This window comes from Commensalibacter sp. B14384M2, assembly GCF_016101865.1.
GTDB classification, from domain to species: domain Bacteria; phylum Pseudomonadota; class Alphaproteobacteria; order Acetobacterales; family Acetobacteraceae; genus Commensalibacter; species Commensalibacter melissae.
This window is the reverse complement of sequence record NZ_JACFPS010000003.1, coordinates 24,410-44,025: the sequence shown is the minus strand read 5'-3', so window position 1 is coordinate 44,025 and position 19,616 is coordinate 24,410. Positions and strand designations below refer to the sequence as shown.

The 19,616-nt window shown below is 40.2% G+C and carries 13 protein-coding genes; 9 read left to right on the top strand and 4 right to left on the bottom strand.

The genetic code is table 11. The annotated features are described in order from the left end of the window. Positions 1-50: 50 nt before the first annotated feature. Positions 51-1,121, bottom strand: a complete 1,071-nt coding sequence (hisC, locus tag H3R33_RS06055; RefSeq protein ID WP_198185140.1) for a histidinol-phosphate transaminase — start codon at positions 1,119-1,121, stop codon at positions 51-53. Positions 1,122-1,152: 31 nt separating this feature from the next. Continuing rightward, a complete protein-coding gene (locus tag H3R33_RS06050) occupies positions 1,153-1,686 on the bottom strand; it encodes an ankyrin repeat domain-containing protein (RefSeq protein ID WP_155564806.1) in 534 nt (177 codons plus the stop codon). Positions 1,687-2,078: 392 nt separating this feature from the next. Between H3R33_RS06050 and tkt the strand changes: the two genes are divergently transcribed. The 9 genes from tkt (at position 2,079) to H3R33_RS06005 (ending at position 16,770) form a co-directional block, all read left to right on the top strand. Then, complete coding sequence (gene tkt / locus H3R33_RS06045) at positions 2,079-4,133, top strand: transketolase (protein WP_198185141.1); 2,055 nt, start codon at positions 2,079-2,081, stop codon at positions 4,131-4,133. A gap of 70 nt (positions 4,134-4,203) precedes the next feature. Next, the gene (locus H3R33_RS06040) at positions 4,204-7,044 is read left to right on the top strand and encodes a bifunctional transaldolase/phosoglucose isomerase (protein ID WP_198185142.1); all 2,841 of its coding nucleotides are present in this window, start codon (positions 4,204-4,206) and stop codon (positions 7,042-7,044) included. A 72-nt stretch (positions 7,045-7,116) separates the two neighbouring features. Then, positions 7,117-8,100 (top strand): phosphogluconate dehydrogenase (NAD(+)-dependent, decarboxylating), encoded by a 984-nt coding sequence (gnd, locus tag H3R33_RS06035; RefSeq protein WP_110439283.1) that lies wholly within the window; start codon positions 7,117-7,119, stop codon positions 8,098-8,100. Positions 8,101-8,357: 257 nt separating this feature from the next. Beyond that, the gene (locus H3R33_RS06030; RefSeq protein WP_198185143.1) at positions 8,358-9,986 is read left to right on the top strand and encodes an NAD(P)-binding protein; all 1,629 of its coding nucleotides are present in this window, start codon (positions 8,358-8,360) and stop codon (positions 9,984-9,986) included. Between the two features lie 49 nt (positions 9,987-10,035). Further along, a complete protein-coding gene (nifJ, locus tag H3R33_RS06025) occupies positions 10,036-13,611 on the top strand; it encodes a pyruvate:ferredoxin (flavodoxin) oxidoreductase (protein WP_232342172.1) in 3,576 nt (1,191 codons plus the stop codon). 196 nt (positions 13,612-13,807) lie between these two features. Further along, complete coding sequence (locus H3R33_RS06020; protein WP_198185144.1) at positions 13,808-14,617, top strand: Cof-type HAD-IIB family hydrolase; 810 nt, start codon at positions 13,808-13,810, stop codon at positions 14,615-14,617. Between the two features lie 105 nt (positions 14,618-14,722). Then, positions 14,723-15,475, top strand: coding sequence for a 6-phosphogluconolactonase (gene pgl, locus H3R33_RS06015; protein ID WP_198185145.1), 753 nt, complete (start codon positions 14,723-14,725; stop codon positions 15,473-15,475). Positions 15,476-15,516: 41 nt separating this feature from the next. Further along, positions 15,517-16,215, top strand: a complete 699-nt coding sequence (rpiA, locus tag H3R33_RS06010) for a ribose-5-phosphate isomerase RpiA (RefSeq protein ID WP_198185146.1) — start codon at positions 15,517-15,519, stop codon at positions 16,213-16,215. A gap of 12 nt (positions 16,216-16,227) precedes the next feature. Continuing rightward, complete coding sequence (locus H3R33_RS06005; protein ID WP_198185147.1) at positions 16,228-16,770, top strand: gluconokinase; 543 nt, start codon at positions 16,228-16,230, stop codon at positions 16,768-16,770. Here the strand turns inward: H3R33_RS06005 and H3R33_RS06000 are convergent, their stop codons facing one another. Both H3R33_RS06000 and H3R33_RS05995 read right to left on the bottom strand, forming a co-directional pair. After that, complete coding sequence (locus H3R33_RS06000; RefSeq protein WP_198185148.1) at positions 16,771-18,978, bottom strand: TonB-dependent receptor; 2,208 nt, start codon at positions 18,976-18,978, stop codon at positions 16,771-16,773. Positions 18,979-19,052: 74 nt separating this feature from the next. Further along, positions 19,053-19,502 carry a DUF2946 domain-containing protein gene (locus H3R33_RS05995; protein WP_198198885.1) on the bottom strand — a complete coding sequence of 150 codons (450 nt, stop codon included), beginning with the start codon at positions 19,500-19,502 and terminating at the stop codon, positions 19,053-19,055. Positions 19,503-19,616: the final 114 nt, after the last annotated feature.

Genomic DNA, 19,616 nt, shown 5'->3' with positions numbered 1-19,616 from the left:
ATGATTGTTACTAATATAAATTTTAAGTTAATCTTATTTATTTTGTATTGTCAATTAGTTGATATTATTGTGCTTATGACCTGTATCAGGATTTGACATTCTTTTTCTGTGCCAATTGTTATCCTAAGCCAGTTTTGAATTCGTGGGAGATTAAAATGTCTTACCAAAATCTTATTTTTTCTTAACTGAATTGCAAGTTTTTCACCAGATATCTCGGGATGAGATGTAAAAACAAAATTTGATTTTGAATCGAGAGTTGTGAATCCTAATTCAGAAAGGGCGTTGATCAGGTAATCTCTGTTTTTGATAATCTGTCGGGCATTATTAACAGACCATTGAATGTCTTTTACTGATGCAATCGCACCAATTTGTGCCAATCGATCTAAGGGATATGAATTAAAACTGTCCTTTACACGTTTAATACCCTCAATTAATTGTGTGTTTCCAATTGCATAACCAACCCGTAATCCTGCAAAGGCGTGAAATTTCGAGAAAGTTCGAACAACAAGAAGATTTTGAAATTGATTGATAAGGGGAATGACCGATTTTCCACCAAAATCTATATAGGCTTCATCGATAATAATAATTTGTTCAGGGTGTGTTTCAAGGTAATGCCGGATTGTCTCTTGGTCAATCAGCAAGCCAGTTGGAGCGTTGGGGTTGGCAATGACGATCCCGCAAGCATCCTCTGCATCATATTGTTCAAGGTCAATCTTGAAATTTCCGGTTAGGGGAATGGTTTTATAGTCAATATTGAAAAGATTGCAGTAAACAGGGTAAAAACTATAGGTTATATCTGGAAAGAGAACAGGTTTTTCATGTTTTAATAAGGCATGAAAGGCAAATCCAAGCACCTCATCAGAGCCATTACCGACGAAAACCTGGTCTGGTTGGACATGGTGCAAATCAGCCAAGGATTGACAAAGGGCCTGGGATGTAGGATCGGGATACAATTTTAATAAATTGTTGGTATTTGCCTGTATGGCTTTTAATACGCTGGGGGATATATCATACGCATTTTCATTTGTATTAAGTTTGATAAGATTATTTACCTTGGGTTGTTCCCCAGGTGTGTAAGGAACTAAATTTTTGACAAAAGAACTCCAATAACGATTTTGCATAAGGATATACCTATTTAAAAAATTATGAAATTTAAATGTTTTGATAGTTTTCAAGTAAGTATATTAGATGTTTATTTCCTTGTTGTTCTGCAAGTTTTAAGGGTGTAATGCCTTCCCCATCGGCGTGCAGAGGGTTCGCCCCGGCTTTTAATAAAATTTCAGTCATGTCGTTTCGGTTAAAAAGGATTGCAAACATCAAAGGTGTGCGTCCTAGATTATTGGGAATATCAACTGAGGCACCAGCCTTAATTAAAAGATTGGCCATTTCAACATGATCTTTGAAAGCTACGCCCATTAAAGCCGTTGCACCTGTTTTATCCTGCAGATTAGGATTTGCCCCGCTTTTTAATAGGAAAGCCGTTGCATCATGATGATTATTGTAAGTGGTTAAGATGAGAGGAGTATAGCCTTTTTCATTTTGATGATTGATATTCATACCCGCGGCGATGAATTCTTCAAGCAAAGGAAGTGAACCTTCTCTAGCAGAATTGAAATAAAGCGTTTCTATTTCCTGTGAAGTGAATTCGGGGGAAGAACTAGAATCAAGAGAAGATGAAACCGTCATGGTATTGCCATATTATTGAGAGTTAATGAACAAAAATCTGGTTTTTATTTTATAGTGCCGCGTATAAAAAAGAAAGATCAAGAAAAATAAGATTTCTTTTATAGGAGAAAGTTTTATAAAAGTGTATGATTTTAATATAATTTAATATAATCGATAAAATTGATTACAGATAAAATGTTTTATTAATTGAACATTTGGCAGGGGTCAGAATTTATCGGAATATTAACAATTCGATCTTAAGTTAATTGATAGCTTTGTAGGATAAAATTTTTGTAATTTGAACAATCGATTTTTTTTCCTTTTTTATTGGGTGATATAAATTGATTTAAAAAAAACGATTAAATTTATGATTAACGAAGTTATTTTAAAAGTTGTTTGATGGAGAGACTTGAATGAATATGGATAAGGTATGTATTAATACCATTCGTGGACTTGCAATTGATCAAGTGCAGAAAGCTAACTCTGGTCATCCAGGTACGCCGCTTGACTTGGCACCCGCGACATATGCCTTATGGAATAATATTTTAAATTATGATCCTGCGAATCCATTGTGGCCGGCCCGCGATCGTTTTGTTTTGTCAGGTGGTCATGCCTGTTCCCTTTTATATGCCATGATTCATTTAAGCGGTATTAAGGAAGTGACACGTCAAGGTAAAGTGGAAAACAAACCAGCCTTAACCCTTGAAGATTTAAGTCAATTCAGACAGCTCAATTCAAAAACGCCCGGTCATCCAGAGTATTTGCATACCACCGGAATTGAAACCACAACAGGACCTTTAGCTCAAGGGATTGCAACGTCTGTGGGGATGGCGATTGCCCAGGAATGGTTTGCTGCACGTTATAATCGACCAGAATTTCCATTGTTCGATTATCATGTCTATGCCTTTTGCGGTGATGGTGATCTTATGGAGGGGATTTCCTATGAGGCGGCCTCTCTTGCAGGACATTTGAAGTTAGGTAACCTTATCTGGGTATATGATCGGAACCGTATTACGATCGAGGGCAATATCAATATTGCCTTTACAGAAAATGTTGAAAAACGTTTTGAAGCTGCAGGATGGAAAATCTATCATGTGAAAGATGGTAACGATATTGATGATTTCCAAAATAAGATTAATCAAGCGCGTCAAAATAAAGCCATGCCAAGTTTCATCGTCATTGATAGTGTTATCGGGTATGGGTCTCCTAATAAAGCGGGAAAATCAGTAGCGCATGGTGAACCGCTTGGGGTGGAAGAAGTTAAAGCGACCAAAAAGAATCTTGGTTTGCCTGAAGACAAAGATTTCTTTGTCCCTGATGGTGTAATGGATCATTTTAAAGCCAATATTGGTAAAAGAGGGGCTGCAGCCTATCAAAAATGGCATACGCTGTTTGCGGATTATAAGGTAAAATATCCCGAGTTGGGTCAAGAGATCGAGGATATTTTAAATCATCGCCTACCAAAGGGATGGGACAAGGATATTCCAATTTTTGCGCCTGATGCCAAAGGGGTTGCATCGCGGGCCAGCTCAGGAAAGGTATTGAATGCCATTGCAAAGAATGTGCCCTGGTTAATCGGTGGATCTGCAGATCTTGCCCCCTCTAATAAAAGCAATCTGGATTTTGAAGGGGCCGGGGTTTTTCAGAATCCTGCTTATGGCGGTACATATGATGGACGGAATTTTCATTTTGGCGTTCGTGAACATGCCATGGGGGCAATTGTCAACGGAATGGCCTTAAGCGGTTTGCGTTCGTATGCCGCAGGATTTTTCATTTTTTCTGACTATATGAAAAATCCCATCCGTTTGTCTGCATTGATGCATTTGCCGGTCATATATATTTTTACGCATGATAGTATCGGGGTTGGTGAGGACGGTCCGACACATCAGCCAGTTGAGCAGTTGGTTCACTTTAGGGCAACGCCTAATCTTGTTGTTTTTCGTCCCGCCGATGCAAACGAGGTTGTCGAGGCATGGAAATATGCGATGCAGGAAAATTCTAAACCAGTCATTCTGGCATTAAGTCGTCAGAATTTGCCAACAATTGACCGCCATCAATATGCTTCGGCAGAAGGGCTTAAAAAGGGTGCTTATGTTGTTGCGGATTGTGAAGGTAAGCCAGACTTGATTCTCATGGCGACAGGAAGCGAGGTTGGTTTGATTATGGAAGCTTATCAGGTTTTAACAAAATCCGGAAAAAAGATTCGGGTTGTTTCAATGCCCTCATGGGAACTTTTTGAAGAACAGTCCAAGTCTTATCGTGATCAGGTTTTGCCTCCTGATATAACAGCACGTGTCGCGGTTGAACAGGGATCTCCCATTGGATGGGATCGTTATGCTGGAACAACCGGTGCAATCATCGCTATGCGTGGTTTTGGTGCCTCTGCTCCCTATAGTGATCTACAGAAAAAATTCGGGTTTACTCTTGAAGCTGTTTTACAAGCGGCACAGGAACAATTGACAAGGTAAATGTTGTGAATCCTTCTTAATTTATTAAGAAGGATTTTTTGTCGCAGCATATTTAAGGAAAGAAATAGAAATGGTTGAAAACCCTCTCATTAAATTAGAACAGTATAAACAATCACCTTGGCTAGATTTTATCCAGCGTTCATTTACACAAAGCGGTGGGTTAAAAAAACTGGTTGATGAAGATGGATTAAAGGGCGTTACTTCCAATCCTTCAATTTTTGAAAAGGCAATGGGGCATGGCACTGACTACGATGAACAATTTAAACAACTGATTTCTTCAGGAATCACCGATGTTGTTACCTTATATGAAACAATGGCGATTGATGATATCCGTGCGGCCTGTTCAGTATTGTATCCTGTATGGGAAAAAACCCATGGACTGGATGGATATGTCAGTTTGGAGGTTTCTCCATATATCGCTATGGACGGGCATGCAACGTTGGAAGACGCACGCCGATTATGGAAAAGGGTTGCTGAAAAGAATCTTATGATCAAGATTCCAGCAACAGCACCTTGTATTCCCGCTATTGAAGGGGCCATTGCCGAGGGAATCAATGTTAATGTAACTTTACTATTTTCCTTGGATATGTACAAACAGGTTCTTGAAGCGTATATCAAGGGGCTTGAAGCGCATCTTGCCAAGGGGCATCATATTGCGCATATTGCCAGTGTGGCCTCTTTCTTTATTAGTCGTATTGATACGGCCATTGATAAGCAAATTGATCAAAGGATCGCCGCAGGGGATAAGGAAAGCGGTGCATTAAAAGCTATTCGTGGCAAGGTTGCCATTGCAAATGCAAAACTTGCTTATCAGCATTATCTTGAAGTGATGCAAAGTGACCGATGGAAAAAACTTGAGGCTGCAGGGGCGAAACCCCAACGTTTATTATGGGCCAGTACAAGTTGCAAGGATAAGACATTTCCAGACACTATTTATGTTGATCAACTGATTGGTAGGGATACTGTCAATACAATTCCACCTGCCACCATGGATGCTTTTAGAGATCATGGTACTGTGGCTGACACCCTGGAACAAAATATTGATGAAGCTAAAAAGATTCTGGCTGAGGCTGAACATTTGAACCTTGATTTAAAAAAAGTTACGGATCAGTTATTGGAAGACGGTGTTAATTCATTTGCCGACGCTTTTGATCAATTATTGGGTTCTGTTGGTGAAAAGCAGATGATCTTACAGGGGAATAAGCTAACTCATTTGCAGTCTGATTTACCTTCAGATTATGAAACCGCTGTAAAAACTGGTCTGGATAAATGGCGTAAGAATGGCACAGTTCGCAAACTGTGGGATCGTGAATCTTCTGTCTGGACGGGAAAGGATGAGAATAAATGGCTCGGTTGGCTTGATATTGTTGATCAACAGGTTGAAAATCTTGCTGAACTGGAGGAATTCCAAAAAGAAGTCAGGAATAGAGGTTTTACCGATATCCTTTTACTAGGTATGGGCGGATCAAGTCTTGGTCCTGAAGTTCTGGGAGAGGTTTTTGGACATCAGGCTGGTTTTCCGCGTCTTCATGTCCTGGATAGCACTGATCCACAGCAAGTGCACAGCTTCCAGCAGAAAGTGACAATTGCGACAACCCTGTTTATTGTTTCTTCGAAATCAGGCAGCACTCTGGAGCCTAATATTCTTAAGGCGTATTTTTTCAATGAAGCCAAAAAGGTGCTGGGTGACAAAGTGGGGCAGCATTTTGTTGCAGTCACCGATCCGGGTTCCCATATGGAAGATGTGGCCAAGCAGGATGGTTTCTGGAAAATCTTTTACGGCTTGAAATCAATCGGTGGGCGTTATTCCGTTTTATCTAATTTTGGAATTGTTCCCGCAGCCGCGGCGGGATTGCCTTTACAGGAAATCCTGTATTCGGCCCAACGAATGGAAAAAGCTTGTTCTGCAGGATCTCCACCGGCACAAAATCCGGGAGCTCAACTCGGGACAATTTTCGGGGTTGGTGTTGCTGAATTCAAACGGGATAAATTTACAATCATAGCCTCACCTGATATTGGCTCCTTAGGTTCATGGCTTGAGCAACTTTTGGCAGAATCAACGGGTAAGGTTGGTAAAGGAATTATTCCTATAGATGAGGAAACCTTGACTGTTCCATCTGTCTATGGAAAGGATCGTTTATTTATCTATTTACGGTTGGAGAATAAGATTGATCCTCAACAGGAAAAAGCGATTGCTGAATTAAAAGCGGCTCAACAGCCTGTTGTGACAATAAATCTACATGATAAAGCACAGATTGTTCAGACTTTTTTCCAAACTGAATTTGCAACCGCTGTGGCGGGTGCCTTCATTGGGATTAATCCTTTTGATCAACCCGATGTTGAAGCCAGTAAGATTGAAACCAAGAAAATTACAACTGCTTATAATGAAAAAGGTTCTCTTCCCGTTATTACCCCAATCGTTCAAGAGCAAGGGTTTGATCTTTATGCAGGTAAGGTTGAAATTGCAAAATTAAAAGGTCTTTCCACAATCTCCGAAGCCTTGAAAAGTTTTTTCAATGAAATTGCTGCAGGGGATTATGTTGCTGTTTTGGCCTATATTGAACGTGATTTGGCAACACGGGAGTGGATCCAGAAATTACGTCTGGCTATAAGAGACAAAAAAAAGGTTGCAACAGCGGCTGAATTCGGTCCCCGGTTTTTGCATTCAACTGGACAGGCTTATAAGGGTGGACCCAATAGTGGTGTATTTTTACAGATCACTGCCGATGATGATCATGATTTGCCTGTTCCCGGTGAAAAATACACATTTGGAATTGTGAAGGAAGCACAAGCTCGTGGTGATTTCGATGTATTATCGGAACGGGATAGAAGGGTTATCCGTATTCATGTAAAAGGGAATATGAAAGTTGGATTGGATAAATTAAGCCAATCAATTTTAAATATTCTGTAGATTAATCAACGTTTATATCTTACGATTACCGCAAGATATAAACTTATTGTGATGAGAATGGAGAAATTAACTATGAAACTAGGTATGTATGGCTTGGGCAGAATGGGTGGTAACATGGCAATTCGTTTGGCTCGTCATGGTCATGAAGTTGTTCTGTTAAATCGTACGCGCAGCAAAAGTGAGGAAATTCATAATCAAGCTCCTAAAAGTACCATTGTCGATGATTTGAAATCTTTGGTAGAAGCATTGCCTTCCCCAAAAATTGTTTGGATTATGCTGCCTTGTGGTGAAGTGACAGAACAGGCAATCAAAAGTCTTGGAGATATGTTAAATAAAGGGGATATCGTTATTGACGGTGGAAACACGTTCTATAAAGATGACATACGTCGTGCAAAAATGCTGGAAGCAAAGGGTATTCACTATGTTGATGTTGGAACTTCCGGTGGCGTTTGGGGTCTGGAACGTGGATATTGCATGATGTATGGTGGCAGTAAGGAAGCTGTTGACCATATTGATCCGATTTTGGACTCTTTGGCTCCTGGAATGGGCGATATTCCACGTACAAAGGGACGTAATGCCAATTTGAATCCCCGTGCGGAAAAAGGTTACCTTCATTGTGGTCCCGCAGGTTCTGGACATTTTGTTAAAATGGTTCATAACGGTATTGAATACGGTATGATGCAGGCCTATGCAGAAGGGTTTGATATCATGCGTACCAAAGGATCAGATCGTTTACCCGAAGATGAACGTTTTGATTTGAATATGGCAGATATTGCAGAAGTATGGCGTCGTGGCAGCGTTATTCCGTCGTGGTTGTTGGATTTATGTGCGGATGCGCTTGCAAAGGATGGTACTCTTGCAGGTTTTAAAGGTGATGTTGCAGATACGGGAGAAGGGCGCTGGACCATTGAAGCCGCAATTGAAGAGGCTGTTCCTGCCCCCGTTATAACTTCCGCTTTATTCACTCGTTTTCGTTCCCGTTCAGGAAATACGTTTGGCGAAAAGATGTTGTCAGCAATGCGTTTTGGTTTTGGTGGCCATGTAGAAAAGAAATAATATAAATTTTCCAATTTTATTGGAAAAGGCCTTAATCGTGAGGATTAAGGCTTTTTTTTTATAAATTTTATACAAAATATATAAGGAATATATAGAGTTAGTGAAATAAATCAAATTTATTTTACTAACATTACGTTAAACAAAATTCGCTATTGAATGGTTTATGACATAATAATTTTCTAACAACATACATAAGCATAATGGTTTTTCATAAAGATTATAAAAATCTACAAGATATAATTTAAGGGTATCATCTAATGGGAACAAAACATCACGATATGAGTCCGGTCATTGATATGACTCAACAACAGTTTGGTGGGCCGGTAAGGAAATTATATCCTGTTTATAATCGCCATTTACCACCATGTAATTATGCTTGTCCCGCCGGTGAGGATATACAAGGGTGGCTTTCTCTTGCTCAAGAGGGAAAGTTTAGAGAGGCTTGGGAACATATTCTTGATAATAATCCCATGCCTGCAGTTCACGGGCGGGCATGTTATCATCCATGTGAAGGTTCATGTAATCGTAAAGAATTGGATGGATCTGTCACCATTCACGCTGTTGAACGGTTTTTGGGGGATATGGCTAATGACCGGGGATGGCAAGTTTCCGTTGCAGATAATCCTAATCGTAAACGTATTTTAATTGTTGGAGCTGGACCTGGGGGGTTATCTGCAGCTTATCATTTGTGTCGTATGGGGCATGAAGTTGTAATACGTGAGGCTTTTCCTGAACCTGGAGGCATGATGCGTTATGGCATTCCCGCTTATCGTTTACCGAGAGATATTCTAAAGCTTGATATTTATCGGATTGAACAGATGGGGGTCAAGATCAGATGTAATGATCCAGTGAGGGACTTATTGAAAGAAAAGCAGGAGGAACGGTTTGATGCGGTCTTTTTGGCAATAGGGGCTACAAAACCAAGTTTGTTAAATATTCCAATTGATAAGGAAGCGCATCTTTTGTCAGCCATAGAGTTTTTGGGTGATGTCAGTGCTGGGAAAAATCCAAAAATCGGTAAGAACGTTTTGGTCTATGGAGCCGGAAATACAGCGATGGATGCCGCTCGAACAGCCTTTCGTGCAGGGGCGCAAAAAGTAACGGTTATTTTCTTTTGGGATCGTTCGCATATGGAGGCGCATCAATTTGAGATTAAGGATGCAGAGGCAGAAGGTACTCAATTTAAATGTATGAGGACAATTGATTCTGTTTTTAAAGACAGGGTGATTTTACGGAAAATGATCATTGGCCAGGATGCTCGTCCGGAACCATCCGAGGAGATGGAGGAAATACAGATGGATACCGTTATTATGGCATTGGGACAGCAACCTGATAATCATTTTTTGCAAAATATTGAAGGAATAGAATTTGATTCAAAGGGGACTCTGGTTATTGATGCCCAGATGATGACTGGGGTTTCTGGCATATTTGCGGGCGGGGATGCTATTGACGGTCCTCGAAGTATCACGAATGCTGTGGGTTCTGGTAAAAAGGCTGCTCGGTTCATTAATGCTTGGCTGGATAATAAACCCTTTATTGTATCCCCAAAAAATCCGATTACCTATTATACGGATTTACATCTTCCCTTATTGGAGGATACACCTCAGATCCTACAAAAGGAATTGCCTGTTGAAAAGCGTGTTGGATTTACGGAAACATTAATCGGTTTTAATGAAAAGGAAGCTCTGTATGAAGCCAAACGCTGTCTTTCCTGTGGAAATTGCTATGAGTGTGATAACTGTCTGGCAGCTTGTCCAGAGGATGCTTTAACCAAAGCCGGAGTGGGAAAAGGGTATTTACTGGATATGGATCGTTGCACGGGATGTGCGGTCTGTTTTGAATCCTGTCCATGCCAAGCAATTGATATGACAGCTGAAAATATCTAAATATATTAATATTATATGCAGATAACGTCTCAAGAGAGGATGGTTATAGATGACTAATACAATAATGGACGCCAATACTGCAGTTGCCCATATTGCTTATCGTGTTAATGAGGTTTGTGCCATATTTCCGATTACGCCCTCATCCCCGATGGCTGAGCATATTGATGAATGGGCGGCAAAGGGAATTAAAAATATTTGGGGAAATATTCCCCTTGTTCAGGAAATGCAAAGTGAGGGTGGTGCTGCAGGAGCAGTACATGGCTCTTTACAAACAGGGGCGTTAACAACAACCTTTACGGCATCACAGGGATTGTTGTTGATGTTGCCAAACATGTTCAAGATCGCTGGTGAATTGACCTCGACGGTTTTTCATGTGGCAGCACGTTCTGTTGCAACTTCTGCCCTGTCAATTTTCGGGGATCATTCTGATGTCATGGCAAGCAGAATGACAGGTTTTGGCATGTGCTGTTCTGCATCAGTCCAGGAAGCCCATGATTTGGCTTTGATTATGCATGCTGTTACATTGGAGGCACGTGTGCCTTTCATTCATTTTTTTGATGGTTTTCGTACGTCTCATGAATTAAACACATTGGATATCATATCTGATGAGATTATGGCTAAAATGATCGATGATGAATTTGTCATTGCACATCGTGAACGGGCCCTAAATCCCGAAAAACCCTTTATTAGAGGAACGGCTCATAATCCTGACACATTTTTCCAGGCACGTGAAGCGGTTAATCCATATTACAACCGGGTTATCAAACTTGTTGAAAAATACGTAAAGCGTTTAGGGGATTTAACAGGGCGTTACCATGATCTGATTGAATATGTTGGGGATTCTCGGGCAGAACATGTTATCGTATTGATGGGATCCGCTGCCGAAACTGCTGACAATACAGCTGAAGCCCTCATAAAACAGGGGGAATCTGTTGGTGTTTTAAAAATTCGTCTCTATCGTCCTTTTCCTTCAGAAAAATTTCTCGAATTCCTGCCTACTTCAGTCAAACGAATTGCAGTTATGGATCGCACAAAAGAATCAGGTGCGTTGGGGGAACCTTTATATTTAGATGTGATGGCGACTTTGGCCGAGGCTGTCTCAAGGGGGAAAAGAAGGGATTTGCCCTTGATTATCGGTGGTAGGTATGGTCTTTCATCCAAGGATTTCACCCCTGCAATGGTCAAGGCCGTATTTGATGAGTTAAAGACAGAGAATCCTCGACATGGTTTTACAGTCGGTATCCAGGATGATTTAACCCATAACAGTTTAATTTATGATTCATCCTTTACAATTGATAGTGATCAAATTAAACGCGCCATGTTTTTTGGATTGAGTGCGGATGGAACTGTTGGGGCCAACAAAAATAGCGTGAAAATTATTGCTGAGGATGCAGGGGAATATGCACAGGGGTATTTTGTTTATGATTCTCATAAATCCGGTGCGCAGACCGTGTCCCATTTACGTTTTGGTAAAATTCCGATCAAGGCGGCCTATCTGGTTCAACGTGCCGATTTTGTCGGGTGTCATCATTTTCATTTCCTTTATCGTCAGGATATTCTTGAACATGTGGTGGAAGGTGGAGTTTTTCTGCTGAATGCGCATTATAATGCAGATGAAGTTTGGCAACATTTACCTCGTTTGGTACAACAGCGTATTATTGAAAAGAAATTAAGATTTTACGTTGTTAATGCTTCAAAAGTTGCCCAGGAAGTTGGGTTGGGTATGCGTACCAATACGATTTTGCAAACCTGTTTTTTTGCGATTTCGGATATTCTTCCAAGGGATAAAGCGATTGAATATATCAAACATTCGATCAGGAAAACCTATCTTGTAAAAGGTGAGGATGTTGTACAGCAAAATTACAGGGCTGTTGATGCAGCCTGCGATAGCTTACAGCAAGTAAGGGTTCCAGACCGTGTATCAAGCAATATCGATCTTGAATATCCTATTCCAGCAGATGCACCAGAGTTTGTTCATAAAGTTATTGCTCCTATGTTTGCGGGCAAGGGGGATCAAATTCCAGTAAGCTTGATCCCGGCCGATGGAACTTTTCCTTCCGGAACAGCCGTTTATGAAAAACGTAACGTTTCGGATTTTGTTCCTGAATGGCGAGAGGATTTGTGCGTGCAATGTGGTCAGTGCAGCTATGTTTGTCCACATAGTGTGATACGTTCCAAAACTTACCATGATCGTTATCTGGAAAAAGCACCAGAGGGATTTAAGACGGCACCTTTAAAAGTTAGGGGATATCCAAATATTAATTATACTTTGCAATTTTACGTGGAGGATTGTACAGGGTGTACTTTGTGTGTTGATGTATGTCCAGCGAAAAGTCCTATTGAGCCCGAAACCAAGGCAATCAATATGACAGCAAAGGAATCCCTGCTTGAAAGAGAAAAAAAGAACATTTTGTTTTTTGAAACTTTACCGGTTGATGATCGTAGCAAAGTTAATTTTTCGAATGTACGGGGTGTGCAGTTTCTGGAACCTTTATTTCAGTTTTCTGGTGCCTGTGCCGGATGTGGGGAAACGCCTTACCTGAAATTATTGACTCAGTTGTTTGGAGATCGCTTGCAAGTTGCCAACGCGACTGGTTGTTCATCAATCTATGGTGGCAATCTGCCTGTAACGCCCTGGTCTGTAAATGGAGAAGGACAGGGCCCAGCCTGGTCCAATTCTTTGTTTGAAGATAATGCCGAATTTGGATTGGGTTTTAGGATTGCTGTTGACAAACAGCTAGAAGTGGCCAGTCATTTATTGAAGCGATTGAGGGAAGAGGTCGGTACGGAACTGGCTGATGCGATTTTGAATTCATCACAGAAAGAAGAATCTGAAATTCAGGCCCAACGTTCATGGGTAAAAATGCTGAAGACACGTTTAGCTCGCCTTAACAGTGATGATGCAAAACGTTTATTGGCATTGGCTGATTATTTTATCCGCCGCAGTATCTGGATTGTTGGTGGAGATGGTTGGGCCTATGACATTGGTTACGGTGGTTTGGATCATGTTTTAGCGTCAGGTGAAAATGTCAATATCCTCGTGCTGGATACAGAGATGTATTCCAATACAGGAGGTCAGGCTTCAAAGGCGACACCGTTCGGATCAATTGCCAAATTTGCATCAAAGGGAAAAGAAACAATTCGTAAAGATTTGGCGTTAATGGCCATGACATATGATAATGTCTATGTTGCCCAGGTTGCTCTAGGTTCCAATCCGCAACATACCCTAAAAGCATTTCGCCAGGCCGAAGCTTATGATGGGCCATCGTTGATCATTGCCTACAGCCACTGCATTGGACAGGGAATAGATATGCGCCATGGATTGACCCAACAAAAATTGGCGACAGCATCCGGTTATTGGCCATTATTCCGTTTTGATCCTATGATGCGGAAAATTGGTAAAAATCCTTTCCAACTGGATTCAGCCAGACCACGTATTGCTTTAAAAGAATATGCGGGTAATGAAATCAGATATCGGAATCTAAAACGGATACGTCCGAATGATGCCGAGGAAATTATGGAAAATGCACAAAAGGCAATTGACCGTCGTTATAAACAATATGAGGCCCTAGCATCAATTGAAACGGATGAAGTCAATCCTGTTGTATTGGGATTAAAACATTGAGACTAAATTAAAATATGTGATTGATGATACTCCTTGACGATTGCGGTCAAGGGGTGTTTTTATATTTTGATAATTATATATCGTCATATTTTTATCAATTTGTGAATATAATATTTTTCCAATTGATTATTAGAAAATCAAAAATGGCTTTTTGGATGCTTTTAAAACATTTTAATACAGTTGGAAAGTGTCAATCTTGAATAAAACAACTCCAGCAATTCGGTTGTTAATTTCGGATATTGATGGAACATTGATACCAAACAATAAAATTGTCACAAATGAAACCATTCATGCTGTTCATAAAATGAAACAGGCAGGGATTGGATTGTCCCTGGTAAGTAGCAGGCCTGCCTTGGGTATGCGTTTGTATTTGGAGCAATTGAAAATAGAGTTGCCTTTTGCCGCATTGAATGGCGGAGAAATTCTTGATGTAAAAGGAAATATCCTTTCCAGAATTTGCATGAATCCTGTCCTGATTCTCGATATATGCAATATGCTCCAGAAGCATAAAATTGAAATATGGCTTTATAGTAGTCTTGAATGGTTCGTATTTACTACTGAAAGCGCCTTTGTGGAGCATGAACAAAAAGCCTTGCAATTGCAGCCGAAAATTATTCAAAACATTCAAGATCATGTAACGGATACAATAAAAATCATGGGTATTTCCCAGGATACTGTTTTACTTGATAATCTAGCACAACAGATAAAACGACGTCATGGCCGGGAAGTTTCCGCAGTTCATTCTTCAAAAAATTATCTGGATATCTCTCATTTAAAGGCAAATAAAGGATTTGCAGCTCAGAAAATAGCGGAATTACTTAAAATTCCGTTAAGTAAAACGGCCTGTATAGGGGATATGGATAATGATATTACGATGCTGAAAATTGCAGGAATGCCGATTGTTATGGGACAATCAAGTCAAAGGGTAAAACAATATGCTCATCATATTGCACGTACAAATGAGGAAAATGGATGGGCTTATGCTGTTAATCAATTTTTACTTTAATTTAAATGAAAATATTTTAAGTTATGAAATAATGGTTTAATTTTGTAACCTGAATTGTTGAATCCCGGGCAAGGGTACATAAAAATTATAAAGAACGAGTTATCTATGACAGACAATATGGAAAAAGGGCATAATGCGAAAACCGGATATGTTCTTGTCTTACCCGATGCAAATGCACAGGCTAATTACCTGGCTGATATCATTTTGCACCAGATTGAGGAAAAAAAGGATGCGGTTTTCAGGATAGCGTTATCAGGAGGATCCACACCTAAAAAATTATACGAATTATTAGGGGGAGAGACTTACAGTCATCGACTGCCTTGGGAACGGTTGCATCTGTTTTTCGGTGATGAAAGAATGGTGCCCTATACGGATGAAGCCAGCAATTTTCGTATGGTTACCGAGGCTTTGCTTAATCATGTGAATATTCCATTTAGGAATGTTCATCCGATGCCTATTTTAGAAGATGTGGAAAAAGCTGCGCGATTATACGAAGAAAATTTACAGCATGAATATGGATCAAGGGTATTGAAGAATGGGGAACCCTTATTTGATATCGTTTTATTGGGACTGGGGACAGATGGTCATACGGCTTCACTTTTCCCTGACACAGCTGTTTTGGAGGAAAAACAGAAGTGGGTTTCTTGGTGTCAACCAAAAGACGCCCCTCATAGAAGAATGACATTAACCTATCCAGCAATTGCTTCTAGCCGTTTGATTATATTTGTAGTGAGTGGAGAAAACAAGGTTAAGATTTTCCGTGAGGTAAGGGAAGAGAATGCAATATATCCCTCTTCAAAAATTGAAACGGAAGGAGAGGTTCACTGGATTTTGGATAAAGCGGCCGGTGGTGAATAAAAGAGGTCGGTAATTGGATAACGAAAGAATACTAGATAGAGATGGATGCACAACAAATCGTTAAATATAAAGAGCAACTTGGAAAAATAGGGGCTTCATTAGTTTCGCAAGGGATGAAAGTTGGATTGGGAAGTGGGAGTACCGCTGCATGTGTTATCCGATCTTTAGGCAAGCGGTGGCAAGAGGAAGGGTTGCGTTTTGAAGGTGTGCCTTCCTCGATTGCGTCGGCCAAGCTGGCCGAATCTTACGGAATTGAACTGACAACATTGGGGGAATGTTCAGAATTGGATATTGCTATTGATGGGGCAGATGAGGTTACGCATCAAGGATTACAGTTAATTAAGGGGTTGGGTGGCGCTTTATTACGAGAAAAAATTGTTCGCTATGCAGCCAAAAAATTTGTTATAGTCGTTGATGAACGTAAATTAGTCGATAAGCTTGGTGAGCATACACCTGTTCCAGTTGAGGTTACCCCTTTCGGTTGGGAAGCCACAATGAAACATTTGGAAAAAATTGGAGCATCAATAAAAGTTCGGGTCAAGAATGATCATCCTGATTTTTTCCTGACGGATGGTGGGAACATGATTCTGGATTGTGATTTTGGAATTATTGACGATCCTGTACGGCTAGAGAAAGATATCATTTCGATTGCTGGGGTTATCGAAAGCGGTTTATTTATTAATTGTACGGATGAGGCTTTAGTCGCAGGCTATAACGGGGTTCAGCATTTATATAAGTAAAGGAACACATCAATGTCTTTGTCCACGAATGATAATGTACAGATTAGACCTTGTTTATTGGTGATAATGGGTGTTTCGGGATGTGGAAAAACGACATTGGCAAAAGGTTTGGATCAGTATCTTGACTGGCCTTTTCAGGAAGGGGACTCTTTTCATTCACAACATAATATCCAGAAAATGTCAGAAGGCAAACCCCTAACAGATAGCGATCGTTGGCCATGGCTGGAAAAATGTCATGCATGGTTGAAGGCATGTGCGGAAGAACATGGTGGGAAAGGGGTGTTAACATGTTCCGCCCTAAAAAGATCCTATCGTGATTTTTTGCGCAAGGGCATTGGGAAACCTTTCTATTTTGTAAATTTAAAAGTTCCATATGATGTTCTTCTTCATCGTATTGAAAAACGTGAAGGGCATTTTATGCCCGCAAGTTTACTGGATACACAGCTGAAAAGCTTTGAACCGCTCCAGGTGGATGAGCCTCATATAGAAATTGACATGTCCCATCCGCTTGAAACGGTTATTCGAGATACACTAATGAAATTACAGCAACTTTAGTTAAAAGCTGGCAGTTAGGGCGATATTAAAAGAACGACCCAGACCAGGCAGGGCATGCAATTCGTTAGTTGTGATTAAATCCCCTAAGGACATTCCCCCCAAAGGAAGATAATATTTTTTGTTGGCAATATTTTCTATGCTTGCGTCCAGGCGAAGCATACGCCATGTATAACTCCCCCCGATATTGAACAAAACATAGCCAGGTGTTTTCGGTTCACGACGCATAGGGTCAACCTGACTTTTTGTATTGACGAAATTTGCCTCGATCCTGCCAGCCCATGGGCCAAAATATTCATTAAGGCTTAACGTTCCATTTAATGGCATCATGTGATAAAGGCTGTTGTGATTGGTTCGATCTTGACCTATAACCCAGTTGATATTTCCTTTCAATATGCCTTGACCATATTTCTTATTGTTCCATAATTTATAGGATTCAGCAGTGTTAATTCCATAGATTTGGGCGTTATGATTATCAAACTGTAATTTTGAGACAGTTGTATTTTGACGTGTTCGCATACTCCCAAGGTAATTAACGTTGATGTAATGGTGAATATAGGTATAGAAGGGTTGAACCTTGACCTCCCATATATCCTGGTGTGGATCGTGAAAGTCAAAGGTTGTGCTGACGGTATTGCCTACTTCCGGTTTGAGGTTGAGATTGCCGATATAACCATTTCCATCACCAAACCAGCCAATCATGCGCATGGCCATAGGAGATGTGCCCCAAGTATAACGTTCATATAAATTTGGAGAACGACTTTTCCGGGCATACCCACCTTCCCAGGTAAAGGATTTATTGACTGTCCATCGTGCCATGGCTGTAACATCAAAATTGGTATCGGTATGGCCACGGTTTGCAGTATTGAAATTATGAATGGCTTTCCGTTCCTCGGCATTCATTCCATTGATGCCCTGGTATCCAGATATTCTCCCTGTATTCATCATGACCAGATCATTTCGAAAACCGAGAAGGGTTGTGACTTTTGGGGTCCATTGGGCTTCCCATTCAGCAAAATTTCCCAATCGATCCCGATGGCCATTATTGATATTGTGATAGGTATGAGGTCCCATCATCATGTTTTTTTGTAGGGGGGGCCACCAGTCATTTAAACCTGAATGATCGAAAGAGCTGCCAATCCGTAACGTGTTATGATTATCTATGAATACCGTTGCCTTAACATTATATCCAGCTGTACGACCATCAATGTTCATGGGCATTCCTTTCGTGGCGGAATGGCCGCCTTTATTGCTGAGCATATTCATGGCATGGGTGACACGTTGCCAATAGCCTCTTGCTTCAATTGTTCCCCAATCGAAGTCACCCTTATATTTTCCATTGACAAAAATGGAGCGATTATTGGTCATATCCATATATTGATTGGGAAAACCTTCATAGGGTGTGTCAGATTGTCCATAGGTCAAAGAGAATAAATGGTTATCCTTTTTATAACCTAGGGTCACATCATGATTGAATGTTTTATAAGCAGAAGAATACACTTTTCCACCTTCGCTGCCTGCATGATAATTGCGGGATTGAGACCATGACCCGTTATAGCGGAGACTTAAATGTTTATTGGCAACAGTAATGTTTCCAGCAGTTCCTACGCCTGAACCATTACTATGATAAAAGCTTGAGGCTTCTCCTTTGATGAGAATTTTTTTGTTTTTTTCTGCAAAAAGAGGATCTTTTCGTTGGATATCAATTGATCCGGCCAGGCTGTCCCCTCCCATACTTACGGGTGTGATACCGGCCATGATTTTGGCTGTTGCAACATCATGGGGATTAAGATAGGAAATGGCAGGATTCATATGGTTTGGACAATCCCCATTGATACGCATACCATCAATGAACGTGGCCACCCGATCATCCGCCATTCCGTTAATTACGGGTAAAGAGGCAATACGACCCGCACCATATTGGCTGATACCCATTTGATTTTTGAAAAGATCCATTGGGTTTGGACTGTTATTCACAATATCCTTTAATTTATCCTTTTTTAAAAAAATTGAATTGGGTGGATTTGTGGAAAAGTCTGGGATGTCTTCTGATTCAATATGTATTTCTGGAACTGGTGCAGTGGTATTGGTTCTTGAAAGAGAGGTTTTATTTTGTGTAATGTTTTTTTGTGCTTTTCCATTATAGGGGTAAAGAGAACACAATAATAAAAAAAGGTAAAATTTACATGTACAATGCCATCGATAAGACATAGATTAACCTGATATAATAATGACAAAGGAATAATTTGGTCATAATATCTGTATGACCATTAGAACTATCAGTGTTAATAAAGGGGTGGTGCACGGGGTAGCTGCGTATTCAAGGGTAATATCGGGGGAGGTTGAGCCTGATAAACCTTGCGCTTCAAAAAAAGATGAATAATTGTCAATTGGGGAAAGATAAGTAATAAATTTAACAAGGGGCTTGGAACAGCCAATCCATTACAGAGGGGACAAACAAAGATTCCATGATGTTGTTGATTGTGTTTGGAATGTTGATCCGTTTTCTTGCTTATCTTAGAGTGGGAGAAAGTGACAGTGTCACACATCGTCATTGACATGGATGTATGCTGATTTTGCATCATTGGACAATGCCAAAGCGAGGTAAATGTAAAAGGTAAAAGAATTAAATGACTTATAAACAGAAACAGGACAATAATAACAGAATATAAAGATACAGGATAAGAATCTTTATTTTTTTTTACCCATATATTTGTTGTAGAGGATAAAATCATTAATGCCTTGGTCAAGTATTGAAGATCATTATTATTTATTTGATTAAAATTAAGAATAAAGTCAAATTTCTTTTTAGTATTTGAATGTTTTGTTTTATAGATAGAATAGAATAA

Excerpts from the sequence above, each read along its gene's own strand:
- hisC (WP_198185140.1), bottom strand. The coding sequence starts at position 1,121 with ATGCAAAATCGTTATTGGAGTTCTTTTGTCAAAAATTTAGTTCCTTAC.
- H3R33_RS06050 (WP_155564806.1), bottom strand. The coding sequence starts at position 1,686 with ATGACGGTTTCATCTTCTCTTGATTCTAGTTCTTCCCCCGAATTCACT.
- tkt (WP_198185141.1), top strand. The coding sequence starts at position 2,079 with ATGAATATGGATAAGGTATGTATTAATACCATTCGTGGACTTGCAATT.
- H3R33_RS06040 (WP_198185142.1), top strand. The coding sequence starts at position 4,204 with ATGGTTGAAAACCCTCTCATTAAATTAGAACAGTATAAACAATCACCT.
- gnd (WP_110439283.1), top strand. The coding sequence starts at position 7,117 with ATGAAACTAGGTATGTATGGCTTGGGCAGAATGGGTGGTAACATGGCA.
- H3R33_RS06030 (WP_198185143.1), top strand. The coding sequence starts at position 8,358 with ATGGGAACAAAACATCACGATATGAGTCCGGTCATTGATATGACTCAA.
- nifJ (WP_232342172.1), top strand. The coding sequence starts at position 10,036 with ATGACTAATACAATAATGGACGCCAATACTGCAGTTGCCCATATTGCT.
- pgl (WP_198185145.1), top strand. The coding sequence starts at position 14,723 with ATGACAGACAATATGGAAAAAGGGCATAATGCGAAAACCGGATATGTT.
- rpiA (WP_198185146.1), top strand. The coding sequence starts at position 15,517 with ATGGATGCACAACAAATCGTTAAATATAAAGAGCAACTTGGAAAAATA.
- H3R33_RS06005 (WP_198185147.1), top strand. The coding sequence starts at position 16,228 with ATGTCTTTGTCCACGAATGATAATGTACAGATTAGACCTTGTTTATTG.
- H3R33_RS06000 (WP_198185148.1), bottom strand. The coding sequence starts at position 18,978 with ATGTCTTATCGATGGCATTGTACATGTAAATTTTACCTTTTTTTATTA.
- H3R33_RS05995 (WP_198198885.1), bottom strand. The coding sequence starts at position 19,502 with ATGATTTTATCCTCTACAACAAATATATGGGTAAAAAAAAATAAAGAT.